The organism is Shinella zoogloeoides (assembly GCF_020883495.1).
GTDB lineage: Bacteria > Pseudomonadota > Alphaproteobacteria > Rhizobiales > Rhizobiaceae > Shinella > Shinella zoogloeoides.
The window spans coordinates 2,839,277-2,856,491 of the sequence record NZ_CP086610.1 but is presented as its reverse complement, the minus strand read 5'-3'; the positions used below and the strand labels follow the sequence as shown (position 1 = coordinate 2,856,491).

At 65.1% G+C, this 17,215-nt stretch carries 13 protein-coding genes; 11 read left to right on the top strand and 2 right to left on the bottom strand.

The window, feature by feature from the left end:
• The first annotated feature begins 40 nt into the window (after positions 1-40).
• The 5 genes from K8M09_RS14150 (at position 41) to K8M09_RS14130 (ending at position 6,906) form a co-directional block, all read left to right on the top strand.
• Entirely contained in the window at positions 41-1,123 is a 1,083-nt protein-coding gene (locus K8M09_RS14150) for a metallophosphoesterase (RefSeq protein WP_160785345.1), read from the top strand.
• An 88-nt stretch (positions 1,124-1,211) separates the two neighbouring features.
• Positions 1,212-2,255, top strand: a complete 1,044-nt coding sequence (locus K8M09_RS14145; protein WP_160785175.1) for a LacI family DNA-binding transcriptional regulator — start codon at positions 1,212-1,214, stop codon at positions 2,253-2,255.
• Between the two features lie 9 nt (positions 2,256-2,264).
• On the top strand, positions 2,265-3,719 hold the full coding sequence (gene xylB / locus K8M09_RS14140; protein WP_160785176.1) for a xylulokinase: 1,455 nt from the start codon (positions 2,265-2,267) through the stop codon (positions 3,717-3,719).
• A gap of 27 nt (positions 3,720-3,746) precedes the next feature.
• Positions 3,747-5,057 (top strand): xylose isomerase, encoded by a 1,311-nt coding sequence (gene xylA / locus K8M09_RS14135; protein WP_160785177.1) that lies wholly within the window; start codon positions 3,747-3,749, stop codon positions 5,055-5,057.
• 340 nt (positions 5,058-5,397) lie between these two features.
• Positions 5,398-6,906: a methyl-accepting chemotaxis protein gene (locus tag K8M09_RS14130; protein ID WP_160785178.1), complete on the top strand. Its 1,509-nt coding sequence runs from the start codon at positions 5,398-5,400 to the stop codon at positions 6,904-6,906.
• 197 nt (positions 6,907-7,103) lie between these two features.
• Here the strand turns inward: K8M09_RS14130 and K8M09_RS14125 are convergent, their stop codons facing one another.
• Positions 7,104-8,135, bottom strand: a complete 1,032-nt coding sequence (locus tag K8M09_RS14125; RefSeq protein WP_160785179.1) for a LacI family DNA-binding transcriptional regulator — start codon at positions 8,133-8,135, stop codon at positions 7,104-7,106.
• A 208-nt stretch (positions 8,136-8,343) separates the two neighbouring features.
• Between K8M09_RS14125 and K8M09_RS14120 the strand changes: the two genes are divergently transcribed.
• The 6 genes from K8M09_RS14120 to K8M09_RS14095 all read left to right on the top strand — a co-directional run bounded on the left by K8M09_RS14120 (position 8,344) and on the right by K8M09_RS14095 (position 16,069).
• Positions 8,344-9,870 carry a sugar ABC transporter ATP-binding protein gene (locus K8M09_RS14120; RefSeq protein ID WP_160785180.1) on the top strand — a complete coding sequence of 509 codons (1,527 nt, stop codon included), beginning with the start codon at positions 8,344-8,346 and terminating at the stop codon, positions 9,868-9,870.
• A gap of 37 nt (positions 9,871-9,907) precedes the next feature.
• On the top strand, positions 9,908-10,912 hold the full coding sequence (locus K8M09_RS14115) for an ABC transporter permease (RefSeq protein ID WP_160785181.1): 1,005 nt from the start codon (positions 9,908-9,910) through the stop codon (positions 10,910-10,912).
• 61 nt (positions 10,913-10,973) lie between these two features.
• Entirely contained in the window at positions 10,974-11,924 is a 951-nt protein-coding gene (locus K8M09_RS14110) for a substrate-binding domain-containing protein (RefSeq protein ID WP_160785182.1), read from the top strand.
• Positions 11,925-12,098: 174 nt separating this feature from the next.
• Complete coding sequence (locus K8M09_RS14105) at positions 12,099-13,151, top strand: sugar phosphate isomerase/epimerase family protein (protein WP_160785183.1); 1,053 nt, start codon at positions 12,099-12,101, stop codon at positions 13,149-13,151.
• 181 nt (positions 13,152-13,332) lie between these two features.
• Positions 13,333-14,517: a Gfo/Idh/MocA family protein gene (locus tag K8M09_RS14100; RefSeq protein WP_160785184.1), complete on the top strand. Its 1,185-nt coding sequence runs from the start codon at positions 13,333-13,335 to the stop codon at positions 14,515-14,517.
• Between the two features lie 178 nt (positions 14,518-14,695).
• Positions 14,696-16,069, top strand: a complete 1,374-nt coding sequence (locus K8M09_RS14095; protein WP_160785185.1) for a GH1 family beta-glucosidase — start codon at positions 14,696-14,698, stop codon at positions 16,067-16,069.
• A gap of 184 nt (positions 16,070-16,253) precedes the next feature.
• Here the strand turns inward: K8M09_RS14095 and trhO are convergent, their stop codons facing one another.
• Positions 16,254-17,192 carry an oxygen-dependent tRNA uridine(34) hydroxylase TrhO gene (trhO, locus tag K8M09_RS14090; RefSeq protein ID WP_160785346.1) on the bottom strand — a complete coding sequence of 313 codons (939 nt, stop codon included), beginning with the start codon at positions 17,190-17,192 and terminating at the stop codon, positions 16,254-16,256.
• Positions 17,193-17,215 lie beyond the last annotated feature (23 nt).

The window sequence follows — 17,215 nt, the reverse complement described above, 5'->3', positions numbered from 1 at the left end:
GGAGGCCCGCATGCCGTTTAGTTCCACCCGCCGCCGTTTCCTGACCGCTGCCGGCGGAGTGGGGCTGTCGCTGGCCGTTTCGCCCTTCCGGGGCATCGCGCGGGCGCAGCGCCCCGCGACGGACGCGACCTTCCTCTTTTCCTGCGACGTGCATGCCTGCCTCGTCTCGGCGGACGGCCTCAGCCCGAATTGCGCCGACGAGGGCAAGACGGATGCGGCGCTGCTGCGCCATGTCGCGGCGCTGAACGGCGTCGGCGGCCGCCTCTGGCCGGCGCAGATCGACGGAAGGCCGACCGGGCTTGCAAGCGCCGGCAAGCCCATCGCGACCCCGCTCGGCCTGGTGCTCGGAGGGGACATGACGGATGACGGCGGCGGGCAGGTACGCGTGCCGGGCGAGGGGCGGCAGCTCCAGCAGTTCGCCAGCCGCTACCAGCAGGGCGTCGGCCCGGACCGCGTGCATTATCCGGTCTATAACGGCCTCGGCAATCATGACCTCGATCAGGACGGCGTCGCGCCGCATGTCGACTGGTATCGCCGCGAGCTGCGCGATTATGTCGAGCTGAACCATCGCTCCACCGTGTTCTACAAGGCGCCGGTGCCGGTGACGAATTACGACCTCGACTCGGACAACTATTCCTGGGACTGGGGCGGGCTGCATCTCATCCAGCTTCAGCGCTACGGCGGCGACGATACCCGCGGCGCGATCAGCGGCCTGCCATGGCTGAGGCAGGACCTCGCTACCTATGCCGCCGACGGCCGCCCCGTCGTGCTCTTCCAGCATTACGGCTGGGACGGCTTTTCCACCGAACATTGGGACCCGGCGGCAAGCACCTTCGATCCCACCGGCGCCGGCCCGGCGCACTGGTGGAGCGAGGAGGAGCGCGCCGGTCTGCTGGCCGCGCTCAAGGGCTACAATATCGTCGGCATCTTCCATGGCCACGAGCACCCCACGCCGATGATCTACAGCCATGAGGGCTACGATATCTTCAAGCCCGTCGCCGCCTTCATGGGCGGGTTCGCGCTGGTGCGCGTCACCGATACGTTCATGGATGTCGCCCTTGCGAAAGCCGGCGGGAACCCGGACGGCCTGGCCTTTACCCACGCTTTCAGCAAGCGTTTCTAGGCCGGTGGAACGGGCTTCGGGAGCGCGATTCAAAATTCTGATTTACGTACATCAAAAATTCCTCTAAGGGTCTCGCCACGGAGGAACGATGAGACCCACGGTGCACGATATTGCCGCCAAGGCGGGCGTCAGCCTTGCCACGGTCGACCGCGTCCTGAACGACCGGCCGGGTGTGCGGGCCGTGACCCGCGCGAAGGTGGAGGCGGCCATCGCCGCGCTCGGTTATGTGCGCGACGTGGCGGCGGCGAACCTTGCCAAGAGCCGTGTCTATCCGCTCGTCTTCATCTTGCCGGAGGGCGACAACCCCTTCATGCGCGGGCTGGAGGCGGAGGTGCGCCGGGCGGGCCTGCATTCGGCCGCCGAGCGCACCCGGCTTTCCGTGACGACGGTGCCCGCCTTCGACGGTGCGGCGCTGGTGGGGGCGATCGACGCGGCCATCGCCGGGGGTGTCGCGGGCATCGCGGCCGTCGCGGTGGATGCGCCGGAGGTCTCCGCCGCCATCGCCCGGGTGCAGGAGGCGGGCATTCCCTTCGTCACTCTCGTTTCCGATCTTGCCGGCTCCGGCCGCGATCATTTCGTCGGCGTCGACAATATCGCCGCCGGCCGCACCGCCGGCAGCCTGATGGGACGTTTCCTCGGCGCAAGGCCCGGTCCCGTCGCCGTGCTGGCCGGCTCCATGCGCGTGCGCGACCATGGCGAACGCCTCGAAGGCTTCCTCGCCGCCATGTCGGCGATGCCGCAAGCGCGCGCCGTGCTGCCTGTGCTGGAAGGCCAGGACGATCCGGGCCGCTCCCACGCGCTGATCGCCGATTGCCTTGCCAATGTGCCGGACCTTGCCGGCATCTACAGCCTCGGCGCGGGCAATCGCGGCCTCATCGAGGCGCTTTCTGCCGGAGGCCGGGGCGATCTCTGCGTGATCGTGCACGAACTCACCGCCGAGACCCGCGCGGCGCTGCAGGAGGGGCTCATCGATGTCGTGCTCAACCAGGATGCCGGCCATGAGGTGCGCAGCGCCATCCGCGTGCTGCGCGCCAAGGCGGATGGCCTGCCGGTGAATGCCGGGCAGGAGCGCATCCGCCTCGATATCTTCATCAAGGACAACCTCCCGGCCGGCCCGGACGAGGAAAACTAGGAGGCAGACATGTATCTCGGGATCGACCTCGGCACGTCGGGCGTGAAAGCTATGCTGATCGATGCGGACCAGCGGGTCATCGGCTCGGCCTCCGGCAGGGATGTCGAGACCGCGCGCCCCCATGCCGGCTGGTCGGAACAGGACCCGGCCGACTGGATCCGTGCGACGGAGGAGGCGGTCGCCGCCCTTCGCGCCGCCCATCCCGCCGAATTTTCCGCCGTGCGCGGCATCGGCCTTTCCGGCCATATGCACGGCGCGACGCTGATCGATGCGGAAGACAGGGTGCTGCGGCCCTGCATCATGTGGAACGATACGCGCAGCCACAGGGAAGCCGCCGCGCTCGACGCCGATCCGCGTTTTCGCAGCATCACCGGCAATATCGTCTTCCCCGGCTTTACTGCGCCCAAGCTCGCCTGGGTCAAGAACAACGAACCCGAGACCTTCGCGAAGGTTCGCCGGGTGCTGCTGCCCAAGGACTATCTCCGCCTTTGGCTTGCCGGCGAGCATCTCTCGGAAATGTCGGATTCGGCCGGCACCTCCTGGCTCGACACCAGCGCGCGCAAATGGTCCGCCGAACTGCTCGCCGCGACCGATCTCGACGAGCGGCAGATGCCGGGCCTCGTCGAGGGCACCGAGCCGGCCGGCGTCCTGCGGGCCGAGCTTGCCGCGAAATGGGGCCTCGGCGCAGGCATTGTGATTGCCGGCGGGGCAGGGGACAATGCGGCCTCGGCCTGCGGCATGGGGACGGTGCGTGAGGGCACGGCCTTCGTTTCGCTCGGCACCTCGGGCGTGCTCTTCGCGGCGAACGCCAGCTATCTGCCGAACCCGGAAAGCGCCGTGCATGCCTTCTGCCATGCGCTGCCCGGCACCTGGCACCAGATGGGCGTCATCCTCTCGGCCACCGACGCGCTCAACTGGCATTCCCGCGTCACCGGCGCTTCCGCCGCGGACCTTACGCAGGAACTGGGCGATGCGCTGAAGGCTCCCTCCAGCGTGACTTTCCTGCCCTATCTCTCCGGCGAGCGCACGCCGCATAACGACGCCGCCATCCGTGGTGCCTTTCTCGGCCTCGGCCATGAGAGCGGGCGCCCGGTTCTGACGCAGGCGGTGCTGGAGGGCGTGTCCTTCGCGCTGCGCGACAATCTCGAGGCCCTGAAATCCGCCGGCACGCGCCTGTCGCGCGTCACCGCCATCGGCGGCGGCTCGCGCTCGCGCTACTGGCTGAAATCCATCGCCACAGCCCTGAACCTTCCCGTCGACCTGCCGGCCGACGGCGATTTCGGCGCGGCCTTCGGCGCCGCCCGCCTCGGCCTCATCGCCGCGACCGGCGCGAACCCGGTGGATGTGCTGACCGCGCCTGCCACCGCCGAAACCATCGAACCCGAGACGGCGCTCACCGCCGCCTATGAGGATGCCTATCAGCGCTACCGCCGCCTCTATCCGGCGATCCGCGCCGCCTACTGATCAACGACCATTCAAGAGGAGACACCCATGGCCACCGGCTTCTTCGGCGATATCGCCAAAATCCAATACGAAGGTCCCGAGAGCACCAATCCGCTCGCCTTCCGCCACTACAATCCTGACGAGATCGTCATGGGCAAGCGCATGGAGGATCACCTGCGCTTCGCCGTCGCCTACTGGCACACCTTCGTCTGGCCGGGCGGCGACCCCTTCGGCGGCCAGACCTTCGAGCGCCCGTGGTTCGAAGACAGCATGAAGGCCGCCAAGCTGAAGGCGGACGTCGCCTTCGAATTCTTCCAGCTTCTCGGCGTTCCCTTCTACTGCTTCCACGACGCGGACGTGCGCCCGGAAGGCAAGGACTTCGTCGAGAACACGAAGAACCTCAACGAGATCGTCGACTACTTTGCCGAAAAGCAGGCCGCGACGGGCGTGAAGCTGCTCTGGGGCACCGCCAACCTCTTCTCCAACCGCCGCTATATGGGCGGCGCGGCGACCAATCCGGACCCTGACGTCTTCGCCTTTGCCGCCGCCACGGTGAAGACCTGCATCGACGCCACGCACCGCCTCGGCGGCGACAACTATGTGCTGTGGGGCGGCCGTGAAGGCTACGAGACCTTGCTCAACACCAATCTCGGCCAGGAGCTGGACCAGCTCGGCCGCTTCGTCAACATGGTGGTGGAGTACAAGCACAAGATTGGCTTTACGGGTGCGATCCTCATCGAGCCGAAGCCGCAGGAGCCGACCAAGCACCAGTACGACTACGATGTCGCCACGGTCTACGGCTTCCTGAAGAAGTACGGCCTGGAAAACGAGGTGAAGCTCAATATTGAGCAGGGCCACGCGATCCTTGCCGGCCATTCCTTCGAGCACGAGCTGGCGCTCGCCAATGCGCTCGGCATTTTCGGCTCCATCGACATGAACCGCAACGACTACCAGTCCGGCTGGGATACCGACCAGTTCCCCAACAATGTGCCGGAAATGGCGCTGGCCTATTATCAGGTCCTCGCCGGCGGCGGCTTCACAACGGGCGGCACCAATTTCGACGCCAAGCTGCGCCGCCAGTCCATCGATCCGGCGGACCTGCTGATCGGCCATATCGGCGGCATGGATTGCTGCGCGCGCGGCGTGAAGGCGGCGGCGAAGATGATCGAGGACAAGGCGCTCTCCGGCCCGCTCGCCGAGCGTTATGCCGGCTGGCAGAAGCCCGAGGCGCAGAAGATCCTTTCCGGCGGCTCCTCGCTTGAAGCGCTGGAAAGCTATGTCCTCAGCGGCAACGTCAACCCGCAGCCGCGCTCCGGCCGGCAGGAATTCCTGGAAAACGTGGTCAACCGCTACGTCTGATCCGCCTGCATCCCGGTGCAAGTATCAGGGGCGCCTTTCGAGGCGCCCCTTTTCGTTGTTGCGATGAAGTGCATCACCTTACGTAAGGCAGGATATACTTTTCATTGCGCCCAATACATCCGGCTCTTTTGGTATTGATTGGTATGGTCGATATCAATAAGCAATACTTACCATATAAATCTGAGCAAAAATTACCCTTCGTCAATTTTCTGCGAAGTATCGTCCGTCAATTTACAGTGTTTGTTTACCGTCTCCTGCAAAAAATCGCTACAGACCGAAGGCTGGGATCCTGATTCGGGACTTGCGTCAGTCGCCAACCCAACAGCAGAGGAATCGCCCGATGTCGGCGCAGGATGCCAAGACCCAGCAACTGAACGAGCGTCTCCAGTTCGTCGATTTCGACGCTGGCCAGCGCGAGGCGTTGAAGCGGGCGCTGCCCACCATTTCCGCGTCGCTCGACGGCGCGCTGGATATCTTCTACGGCAAGGCCCGCGCCACGCCGGAAACCGCCCGCTTCTTCGCCAACGAGGCGCATATCCAGAGCGCCAAGGGCCGGCAGGTCAAGCACTGGGAAGTGATCGGCTCGGCGAAGTTCGATACGCACTATGTCGACGCCGTCACCACCATCGGCAAGACCCATGCCCGCCTCGGCCTTGAGCCGCGCTGGTATATCGGCGGCTACGCGCTGATCCTCGAAGCCATCGTCGACAGCGTCATCAAGAAGCATCTCGAAGGGTTCCTCTACCGCAAGAAGGCGGAGGCGCTGGGCGAGGAGATCACCGCCATCGTCAAGGCGGCGCTGGTCGACATGGACTATGCAATCTCCGTCTATCTCGACGCCCTCCAGGAGGAGCGCGAGAAATCCGAGGCCGAGCGGCAGGCTTTGAACGCCCAGCAGGAAGAGGCGCTCGGCGCGATCGACACCTCGCTCAACCGCCTTGCCGGCGGCGACCTCACCGCCTCCATCGCCAAGCCGCTCGCTCCGCAGTTCGAGCGCCTGCGCTCCAATTTCAACGCCGCCATCGAGAAGCTGGACGACACGCTGGGCGCCATCGTGACGGCGGCGGACGATGCGGCGGGCAATTCCGGCGAACTCGTCCATGCCACCGACGACATGGCCAAGCGCACCGAGCAGCAGGCGGCGTCGCTGGAAGAGACGGCGGCCGCCGTCGAGGAGATCACCACCATTTCCCGCGAGGCGGCGCAACGCGCCGAAGAGGCGCGCCGCGTCGTCGGCAGCGCGACGGAGGAGGCCAAGCGCTCCGGTGCCGTCGTCGAGCAGGCGGTCACCGCCATGGGCGCCATCCAGGAATCCTCCGGCAAGATCACGCAGATCATCGGCGTCATCGACCAGATTTCCTTCCAGACCAACCTCCTTGCGCTCAATGCCGGCGTCGAGGCGGCGCGGGCGGGCGAGGCCGGCAAGGGCTTTGCGGTCGTCGCGCAGGAAGTGCGGGAACTCGCGCAGAAATCCGCCGAAGCCGCCAAGGAGATCAAAGCGCTGATCGACAAATCCTTCGCGGATGTGCAGCTCGGCGTGTCGCTGGTCCACCAGACGGGCGAGGCGCTGCACCATATCGGCGAGCAGGTCGTGCATATCAACGGCCATATCGACGCCATCGCCAGCTCCGCTCGGGAACAGTCGGCCGGCATCGCAGAGATCAATACCGCCGTCGGCAGCATGGATCAGATGACCCAGCAGAATGCCGCGATGGTCGAGCAGACCAACGCCGCCACGCACAATCTGATGAAGATCAGCACGACGCTGAAGGGGCTGGTGGATCGCTTCACGGTGTCGGCTGGGCGCAGCCAGCCGGCGGCAAGACCGGCGCAGCGGCGGTACGGGTGACGTTGCCAATGTGAGGCCTGCCGCTCACCCTCACCCTCTCCCCGCAAGCGGGGAGAGGGAACTTGCCCCACGCATGGTTATTGTTTGGGGAAACCGTTGCGGCATATCTCCTTCTCCCCGCTTTCGGGAAGAAGATGGCCGGCAGGCCGGATGAGGGGCGGAAACAGGCGCAAGCGTCGCCCGCAGGCAGCGCCCCGCTACTTTTTCAAAAACCGCCGCGCTGGCATCGACACCGAATTGCGCACGATCAGGTCCGGCCTCAGCAATATTTCCGCTTCCGGCGGCGCGCTCCCCGAAAGCAGCTCCAGCAACAGCGCCATCGAGCGCTTGCCGATGGCGGTGCGTGGCTGGCGGATCGTGGTGAGCGAGGGCGTCATGAAGGTTGCCTGCGGCACATCGTCGAAGCCCGTCACGGAAAAGTCCGTCGGAATATCGTAGCCGCGCGCGCCGAGGCCGATCATCACGCCGATGGCGGTCTGGTCGTTCACGCACATGAAGGCGCTCGGCAGCGTGTCGCGCATGAAGAGCTGTTCGAGCGCAAGGCGCCCGCTCTCGATGGTGCCGTCCCCTTCCAGCACGATGCGCTCGCCGACCGGCACGCCGGCGGCGTCCAGCCCCTCGTCGTAACCCTGCCGGCGGCGGCTATAGGCAAGGCGTGTGCGCGAATCGCCGATGAAGGCGATCTTGCGGTGTCCTTCGGCGATCAGCAGGTCGACGGCCTTGCGCGCGCCCTCGATATCGTCGACGCCGACATAGGGGATGCCGCCGTTATAGACCGGCTCGAAGACGCCGACGCTGGGCGGCAGGCGCGCCGTCATGCTCTGGTGGCCGAAGGGCAGGATGCCGGTGAAGAGGATCAGCCCGGCCGCCTGGCTTGAATTCAGGAACTTCAGATATTCCAGCCCGCGCTGCGGATCGTTCTGCGTATGACCGATCAGGATGCCGTAGCCATGCGCCCGCGCCTCGTTTTCCAGGCCGACGAGGATATTGGAGAAGTTCGGGTCGCCGATATCGGGCGCCACGACCAGGATCATGTTCGACCGGCCGAGGCGGAGACTCCGCGCCATCGCATTGGTCGTGTAGCCGGTGATGGCGATCGCCTGGTTGACCTTCAGCCGCGTCGAGTTCGCCACCTTTTCCGGGGTGTGGATCGCCCGCGAGACAGTCGCGATCGAGACCTGCGCGATCCGCGCGACATCCTCGATCGTGGCAGGGCTGGACGACGACAAACTGGCTCTCACTTAGCGGTGGCAGGTCCGGAAAGCGGCCCGGAACTGCGTCGAACAAACGAAGTGCGGGGGACACTACACAGACTGCTCCAAGGGTCAAACGGCGCTTGGTGAAAATTCCTGATATCCCATGATGTAAACCTTTACATGATCGGTGTAAAGGTTTACATCATGCTCAAGCGGTCGAGGAGCCGCAGGGAGGAAATCGATGAATCCGGACGCTGCCGACGGGGCTCCCGTCGTTCTTGCTGCACGCCGCATAGCCAAGTCCTTCAATGGCGTGCAGGTGTTGTTCAGCGTCAATTTCGAACTTCGCGCCGGCGAGATCCATGCCCTCATGGGCGAGAACGGCGCCGGCAAGTCGACGCTGGTGAAGATCCTTTCCGGTTTCGAGCAGCCGACATCCGGCGAGATCTTGTTGGACGGCCAGCCGGTGAAGTTGCCGCCGAACGGGCAGGCCGAGGCGCTCGGCATCGTCATCATCCACCAGGAATTCAACCTCGCCGAACATCTTACCGTCACCGAGAGCCTGTTTCTCGGCCGTGAGGTGACGCGCTTCGGCGTGCTCGACCGCAAGTTCATGCGCGCCGAGACGCGCCGCGTGCTCGATCAGCTCGGCTCCCACGTCGACGAGAACGCCCAGATCAGTTCGCTCTCCATCGCCGACAAGCAGATGGTGGAGATCGCCAAGGCCATCAGCCGCGACGCGCGCATCATCTTCATGGATGAGCCGACCGCCGTTCTTTCCCGTGAGGAGACCAACTACCTCTTCCGCCAGGTACGCAAGCTGCGCGAGAAGGGCACGTCCTTCGTCTTCGTCTCGCACAAGCTGGACGAGGTGATGGAACTGACCGACCGCGTGACGGTGCTGCGTGACGGGCAATGGGTGAAGACCGCGCCGACCAGCATGCTCGACGGTGAATCCATCGCCCAGCTCATGGTCGGCCGCGAGCTGTCCAGCCTCTATCCGGCCAAGCAGGAGCCGAGCATCGACGAGGAGGTCGCGCTCGCCGTCGAAGGGCTGTCGACGGGCTATGTCAAGGATGCGAGCTTCGAGGTCCGCAAGGGCGAGATCCTCGGCTTTTCCGGCCTCATCGGCTCCGGCCGCACGGAGCTGATGGAAGCCGTCGCGGGCCTTCGGGCGCGTTCGGCCGGTGAGGTTTCCGTGCGCGGCGAGAACGTGCCGGGCGGCGATGTCCATGCCGCCAACCGCGTCGGCATCGCCTATATGACCAAGGACCGCAAGCACAAGGGCCTGCTGCTGAACTCGCGCATGACGGCGAACCTCACGCTGCAATCGCTGGAGAAGCACGGCAGCTACGGTTATCTCAGCCCGAAGAGCGAGGCGACCGCACTGGAGCGCGCCCGCCGCCGCTTCGATATCCGCGTGCGCGACGGGCGTGTCGTCGCCGGCCGCATGTCGGGCGGCAACCAGCAGAAGCTGCTGCTCGCCAAGGTCATGGAGACCGAGCCGGACGTCATCATCATCGACGAGCCGACGCGCGGCATCGATGTGGGCACCAAGCAGCAGATCTACCATTTCATCTCGGCGCTCGCCCGCGACGGCAAGTCGATCATCGTCGTCTCCTCGGAGATGCCGGAGATCATCGGTCTGTGCACGCGCGTCGCCGTCATGCGGGAAGGGCGGATCGTCGGCATTCTCGAAGGCGAGGAAATCTCCGAGCAGGAGATCATGCGCTATTCGGCCGGCCTCAAGAAGAAGACCGCGGCCTGACCGCCGCCAGCACAACAAATTCACGTCGGGGACGAACATGACGGAAGACGCAGTCGAAACGAAGCCGCGGGGCCGAAGCTGGCGGGATGTGGACCTGAGGGCCGTCGCGCCCTTCGCCGCGCTCCTCCTGCTCCTCATCGTCGGCGCGCTGGTGAACCCCAATTTCATCGGGCTCAACAACCTCGCCAATGTCGCCACGCGCAGCGCCTTCATCGCGATCATCGCGGTCGGCGCGACCTTCGTCATCTCGTCGGGTGACCTTGACCTGTCGGTCGGCTCCATGGTCGCCTTCGTCGCCTCGATCATGATCCTCTTCATGAATTCGGGCGTCATCGCCGATCCCGGCCTGATGCTTGCGGCCGCCGTGGTGCTCACTATTGTCATCGGCGGGGCCTGCGGCCTTGCCAACGGCCTCATCACCACCGTCGGCAAGATCGAGCCCTTCATCGCCACGCTTGGCACGATGGGTATCTATCGCGGCCTCACCACCTGGCTGTCGCAGGGCGGCGCGATCACGCTGCGCGAGCCGGAATTGCAGGCGATGTATCGCCCGGCCTATTTCGGCTACATCCTCGGCGTGCCGGTGCCGATCGTCGTTATCCTCGTCGTCACCGCCATTGCTGCTTTCATCCTCTATCGCACGCGCTACGGCCGCCATGTCGTGGCGGTCGGCTCGAACAGCGATGTCGCGCGCTATTCCGGCATTCCGGTCAACCGCGTGCGCACCATCGCCTTCGTCATCCAGGGCCTGTGCGTCGCCATCGCCGTGCTGCTCTACGTGCCGCGCCTCGGCTCCACCTCCGCCACCACCGGCATCCTTTGGGAGTTGCAGGCCATCACGGCGGTCGTCGTCGGCGGTACGGCGCTGAAGGGCGGGGCGGGCCGCGTCTGGGGCACGATCTGCGGCGCCTTCATTCTCGAACTGGTCGGCAACATCATGCTGCTCTCCAACTTCATCAGCGAATATCTGATCGGGGCCATCCAGGGCGCGATCATCATCATTGCGATGCTCGTCCAGCGTTCGCTGGTGCGGAAGTCGTAGGACTAACCGGGTCAACGGGTCGCCCGGTCACGGAAATAGACCTGCTTTTGGGAGGAAACTCATGCGCAAGAAACTTTTGGGCCTGACGGTCGCTGCCATGGCGCTCATCGCCGGCGCCGTCCATGCGGAAGACAAGAAGGTGACGATCGGCGTGTCGATCCCGGCGGCCGACCATGGCTGGACCTCCGGCGTGGTCTATCACGCCGAGCGCGTCGCCAAGCTCCTGATGGAGCGCAATCCGGGCCTCAACGTCATCGTCAAGACCTCGCCGGATCCGGCAAGCCAGGCGAATGCCGTGCAGGACCTTGAAACGCAGGGCATCGACGCGCTCGTCATCCTGCCGACCGACCCGGATCCGCTGGTCAACGCCATCAAGGAAGTCAAGGGCAAGGGCACCTTCGTCGCGCTCGTCGACCGTGCGCCGAGCACCAACGACAATTCCGTGCGTGACCTCTACGTCGCCGGCAACAACTTCGCCCTCGGCCAGACGGCCGGCGAATATATCAAGACCACGACGCCGAACGCCGAAGTCGTCGTCATTCGCGGCATGGCGATCCCGATCGACCAGGAACGCCAGGACGGCTTCGACAAGGGCATCGAAGGCTCGGGCATCAAGATTCTGGACCGCCAGTACGGCAACTGGAACCGCGACGACGCCTTCAAGGTCATGCAGGACTACCTGACCAAGTACCCGAAGATCGACGTGGTCTGGACCCAGGACGACGACATGGCTGTCGGCGTTCTCCAGGCCATCGAGCAGGCCGGCCGCACGGACATCCAGTATGTCGTGGCCGGCGCCGGCTCGAAGGACATGATCAAGAAGGTCATGGACGGCGACAAGATGATCCCGGTCGACGTGCTCTATCCGCCGGCGATGATCGGCACCGCGCTCGAAATGACCGCCGCCAACTTCTATAGCCAGGTTCCGGTCCGCGGCGTCTACACCATCGACGCCACGCTGGTGACGAAGGACAACGCGGAGGACTTCTACTTCCCGGATTCCCCGTTCTGATCTGAGAATACGTGCCGCCCGGGCGTCCTCGCCCGGGCGGTTTCTGTTTGAAGCCGGCATTTCACGTTGCCGGGGCCTGCAAAGGCCGATAGCTTTCCACGCGCTGCGGTACGTACCGCAAAAACATCATCGACTGGCCGCGTGATCGGTCAGCCCCATGGGAGGACGCCGAAAATGAAGACGATCAAGGGCCCCGGCCTGTTTCTCGCGCAGTTCGCGGGCGATGCCGCGCCGTTCAATTCCTGGGATGCGATCACCAAATGGGCGGCCGATATCGGCTATAAGGGCGTGCAGGTGCCGAGCTGGGACGCCCGTTTCATCGATTTGAAGAAGGCGGCGGAATCCAAGACCTATTGCGACGAGTTCGCCGGCAAGGCGCGCGAGAACGGCGTCGAGGTCACCGAGCTTTCCACCCATCTGCAGGGCCAGCTCGTCGCCGTGCATCCCGCCTATGACGAGGCCTTCGACGGCTTTGCGGCGCCCGAAGTGCGCGGCAATCCGAAGGCCCGGCAGGCTTGGGCCGTCGAGCAGGTGAAGATGGCCCTGACGGCCTCCAGGCATCTTGGCCTCAATGCCATGGCCAGCTTCTCCGGCGCGCTCGCCTGGCCCTTCGTCTATCCCTGGCCGCAGCGTCCCGCCGGCCTCGTCGAGACCGCCTTCGATGAACTCGCCAGGCGCTGGAAGCCGATCCTCGACCATGCCGAGGATAACGGCGTCGACATCTGCTACGAAATCCATCCGGGCGAGGACCTGCACGACGGCATCACCTACGAGATGTTCCTGGAGCGCACCGGCAACCATGCCCGCGCCTGCATGCTCTACGACCCCTCGCACTATGTCCTGCAGTGCCTCGACTATCTCGACAATATCGACATCTACAAGGACCGCATCCGCATGTTCCATGTGAAGGATGCCGAGTTCAACTCGACGGGCCGGCAGGGCGTCTATGGCGGCTATCAGGGCTGGGTCAACCGCGCCGGCCGCTTCCGCTCGCTCGGTGACGGTCAGGTCGATTTCGGCGCCGTCTTCTCCAAGATGGCCGCCAACGATTTTGCCGGCTGGGCCGTGGTCGAATGGGAATGCGCGCTGAAGCATCCCGAGGACGGGGCCTGCGAAGGGGCCGAATTCGTCAAGGCGCATATCATCCGCGTGACGGAAAAGGCCTTCGACGACTTTGCCGATGGCGGCACGGATCAGGCGGCCAACCGGCGTATGCTCGGGCTCTGAGGATTGCCCCTCACCCTAGCCCTCTCCCCGCAAGCGGGGAGAGGGGACGTGCCCCACGAGCGGGAATTGTTTGAGGAAACCGGTGCGGCATATCTCCTTCTCCCCGCTTGCGGGGAGAAGGTGGCCGGCAGGCCGGATGAGGGGCTTTTGCCCCGCGAGAAACGTTAAGGAGGAACACAGGATGGCAATCGAAGGAAGCGCTAGCGAGGCGCGCGAGCGCCGCATCCGGCTCGGCATGGTGGGTGGCGGCTCTGGCGCGTTCATCGGCGCGGTGCACCGCATCGCCGCCCGGCTCGACGATCACTATGAGCTCGTCGCGGGCGCGCTCTCGTCCTCGCCGGAAAAGGCCGAGCAGTCGGCCCGCGAACTCGGGCTCGACCCCTCGCGCAGCTATGGCAGCTTCAAGGAGATGGCGATCCGCGAGGCCAAGCTGAAGAACGGCATCGAGGCCGTGGCGATCGTCACGCCCAACCATGTGCATTACGGGGCGGCCAAGGAATTCCTGAAGCGCGGCATCCATGTCATCTGCGACAAGCCGCTGACCTCCACGCTGGCCGATGCCCGCAAGCTGAAGAAGCTGACGGAGGAGAGCGACGCCCTCTTCGTGCTGACGCACAATTACACCGGCTACCCGATGGTCCGGCAGGCCCGCGAAATGGTCGCCAGTGGCGACCTCGGCGCGATCCGCCTCGTCCAGATGGAATATCCTCAGGACTGGCTGACGGAGGATATCGAATCGAGCGGCCAGAAGCAGGCCGCCTGGCGCACCGACCCCACGAAATCGGGCGCGGGCGGCTCCACCGGCGATATCGGCACCCATGCCTACAATCTCGGCTGCTTCGTCTCCGGCCTCGAACTGGAGGAGCTGTCCGCCGACCTGGACAGCTTCGTGCCGGGCCGCCGGCTGGATGACAACGCCCATGTCATGATGCGCTTCAGGGAAAAGGACGGCGTGCGCGCCAAGGGCACGCTCTGGTGCAGCCAGGTCGCGCCCGGCCATGAGAACGGCCTGAAGGTGCGCGTCTACGGCACCAAGGGCGGCCTCGAATGGGTGCAGGCCGATCCGAACTATCTCTGGTACACGCCCTTCGGCGAGCCGAAGCGGCTCATCACCCGGGGCGGCGCCGGCTCCAGCCCTGCTGCTGCCCGCGTCAGCCGTATTCCTTCCGGCCACCCGGAAGGGTATCTCGAAGGCTTCGCCAACATCTATTCCGAAGCCGCCCGCGCTATCCATGCCAAGCGCAGCGGTGCGAAGGTCGATCCCGCCGTGACCTATCCGACCGTCGATGACGGTCTCAAGGGCATGCTGTTCGTCGATGCCTGCGTGCAGTCGTCGAAAAAGAATGGGGCCTGGGTGAAGGTGTAGGATCGCCGGCATTGGTATGAAGAGAGGCCAGCCCTGCGGCTGGCCTCTTTGCGTTGGGCGGGCGATGCCGCAGGCATGGCGGATTCGGTGCCGGCTGATTGACTTTTCCCGAAATGGCGTTACTGCAACGTTGCAGGTGCCGCTTTGCGGCGAAATCCCTCCAAGGCAGAGAAGACCGATGATCGATCCCAAGACCCTTGCCGACCGCTTTCCCGGCGATTTCCTCTTCGGCGTGGCGACCGCCGCGTTTCAGATCGAGGGCGCGGCGAAGATGGATGGGCGCAAGCCGTCGATCTGGGATGCCTTTTCCAACATGCCGGGTCGCGTCTACGGCCGGCACAATGGCGATGTCGCCTGCGATCACTACAACCGGCTGGAGGAAGACCTCGACCTCATCCAGTCGCTCGGCGTCGAGGCCTATCGCTTCTCCATCGCCTGGCCGCGCATCGTGCCCGAGGGCACCGGGCCGGTGAACGAGAAGGGGCTGGATTTCTACGACCGTCTCGTCGACGGCCTGAAGGCCCGCGGCATCAAGGCCTATGCCACGCTCTACCATTGGGACCTGCCGCTGATGCTGGCGGGCGAGGGGGGCTGGACGGCGCGGCAGACGGCCTATGCCTTCCAGCGCTACGCCAAGACCGCCATCGCCCGGCTCGGCGACCGGCTGGATGCGGTGGCGACCTTCAACGAGCCGTGGTGCTCCGTCTGGCTCAGCCACCTCTACGGCATCCACGCGCCTGGCGAGCGCAACATGGATGCGGCGCTGCATGCCCTCCATTTCACCAATCTCGCCCATGGCCTCGGCGTTTCGGCGATCCGCGCCGAGCGCCCGGACCTTCCCGTCGGCCTCGTGCTGAATGCCCATTCGGTCTATCCGGGCAGCGACAGCCCGGCGGACAAGGCCGCCGCCGACCGCGCCTTCGATTTCCACAATGGGGTCTTCTTCGGCCCGGTCTTCAAGGGCGAGTATCCGGAAAGCTTCCTCTCCGCCCTCGGCCACCGCATGCCGGCAATCGAACCCGGCGACATGGAGACGATCGCCCAGCCGCTCGACTGGTGGGGCCTCAACTATTACACGCCCATGCGCGTCGCCGACGATCCGACCGAAGGCGCGGAGTTCCCGGCGACCGTGCCGGCCCCGCCGGTTGCCGATATCAAGACGGATATCGGCTGGGAGGTCTATGCCCCCGCGCTCGGCGATCTCATCCGCAAGCTCAATGCCGACTATAGGCTGCCGGATTGCTACATCACGGAAAACGGCGCCTGCTACAATATGGGCGTGGAGAACGGCACGGTGGACGACCAGCCGCGCCTCGACTACATCGCCGAGCATCTCGGCGTGACGGCGGACCTCATCGGCGAAGGCTATCCGATGCGCGGTTACTTCGCCTGGAGCCTCATGGACAATTTCGAATGGGCGGAAGGCTACCGCATGCGCTTCGGCATCGTGCATGTCGATTACGAGACGCAGGTGCGCACGGTGAAGAAGAGCGGCCATTGGTATGGCGCGCTGGCGGGTGCGTTCCCGAAGGGGAACCACCGCGCGGGCTGAGCCTGCGTCGGCCCCTCATCCGCCTGCCGGCACCTTCTCCCCGCAAGCGGGGAGAAGGGACTTGGGGCGATGCCGCCCCTTCCTTCTATCGGCTGAATTTACGGGAAACCGGTACGGCGTTCCCCTTCTCCCCGCTTGCGGGGAGAAGGTCGCGGCAGCGGGATGAGGGGCAGCTTTCCGCCCCTTACTTCCCGAGATGCCGCTCGCCGCGCTCCCGGGCAAGGTCCATCTGCTTCTGCCGCTGGCGGAAGCGCATGCGGTCTTCCTCGCTGCGCTCGCCGTGGCAATGCGGGCAGGAGACGCCGGCCTCGTAGAGCGGGGAGGTGATTTCCTCGGCGGTCAGCGGATGGCGGCAGGCGCGGCAGAGCTTGTGCTCGCCTTCCTCCAGCCCATGCAGCACGGAGACGCGCTCGTCGAAGACGAAGCAGGCGCCTTCCCACAGGCTTTCCTCCGGCGGCACTTCCTCCAGATATTTCAGGATGCCGCCCTTGAGGTGGTAGACCTCGTCGAAACCCTGCTCCTTCATGAAGGCGGTCGCCTTCTCGCAGCGGATGCCGCCGGTGCAATACATGGCGATCTTCGGCTTGTTGTGTAGGCCGGTGTTCTGGCGCACCCAGTCGGGGAACTCGCGGAAGGTCTTGGTGTTTGGATCGACCGCGCCCTTGAACATGCCGATGGCCGTCTCATAGTCGTTGCGCGTGTCGATGAGGATGGTGCCCGGATCGGTGATCAGCGCGTTCCAGTCCTCGGGCGCCACATAGGTGCCGACGGAGCGGTTGGGGTCGATATCCTCGACGCCCATGGTGACGATCTCCTTCTTCAGCCGCACCTTCATGCGCAGGAAGGGCATCTCGCTCGCCCAGCTTTCCTTGTGCTCCAGCGTGGCAAATTCCGGCTGGCGGCGCAGGAAGGAAAGCACGGTGCGGATGCCGTCCGCCGGTCCCGCAATCGTGCCGTTGATGCCCTCATGGGCCAGCAGCAGCGTGCCGCGTACGTCATATTCCTCGCAGAGCGACTGCAGGGGCGCGCGCAGCTCCGCAAAATGCGGAACCGAAACGAAATGATAGAGCGCGGCGACCAGGAAGCCGTCGGTCTCGTCGGGCGTGGAGAACGTGTTTGTCATGGCCGCCACATACAGCTTCGGCG

Excerpts from the sequence above, each read along its gene's own strand:
- K8M09_RS14145 (WP_160785175.1), top strand. The coding sequence starts at position 1,212 with ATGAGACCCACGGTGCACGATATTGCCGCCAAGGCGGGCGTCAGCCTT.
- xylB (WP_160785176.1), top strand. The coding sequence starts at position 2,265 with ATGTATCTCGGGATCGACCTCGGCACGTCGGGCGTGAAAGCTATGCTG.
- xylA (WP_160785177.1), top strand. The coding sequence starts at position 3,747 with ATGGCCACCGGCTTCTTCGGCGATATCGCCAAAATCCAATACGAAGGT.
- K8M09_RS14130 (WP_160785178.1), top strand. The coding sequence starts at position 5,398 with ATGTCGGCGCAGGATGCCAAGACCCAGCAACTGAACGAGCGTCTCCAG.
- K8M09_RS14120 (WP_160785180.1), top strand. The coding sequence starts at position 8,344 with ATGAATCCGGACGCTGCCGACGGGGCTCCCGTCGTTCTTGCTGCACGC.
- K8M09_RS14115 (WP_160785181.1), top strand. The coding sequence starts at position 9,908 with ATGACGGAAGACGCAGTCGAAACGAAGCCGCGGGGCCGAAGCTGGCGG.
- K8M09_RS14110 (WP_160785182.1), top strand. The coding sequence starts at position 10,974 with ATGCGCAAGAAACTTTTGGGCCTGACGGTCGCTGCCATGGCGCTCATC.
- K8M09_RS14105 (WP_160785183.1), top strand. The coding sequence starts at position 12,099 with ATGAAGACGATCAAGGGCCCCGGCCTGTTTCTCGCGCAGTTCGCGGGC.
- K8M09_RS14100 (WP_160785184.1), top strand. The coding sequence starts at position 13,333 with ATGGCAATCGAAGGAAGCGCTAGCGAGGCGCGCGAGCGCCGCATCCGG.
- K8M09_RS14095 (WP_160785185.1), top strand. The coding sequence starts at position 14,696 with ATGATCGATCCCAAGACCCTTGCCGACCGCTTTCCCGGCGATTTCCTC.
- trhO (WP_160785346.1), bottom strand. The coding sequence starts at position 17,192 with ATGACAAACACGTTCTCCACGCCCGACGAGACCGACGGCTTCCTGGTC.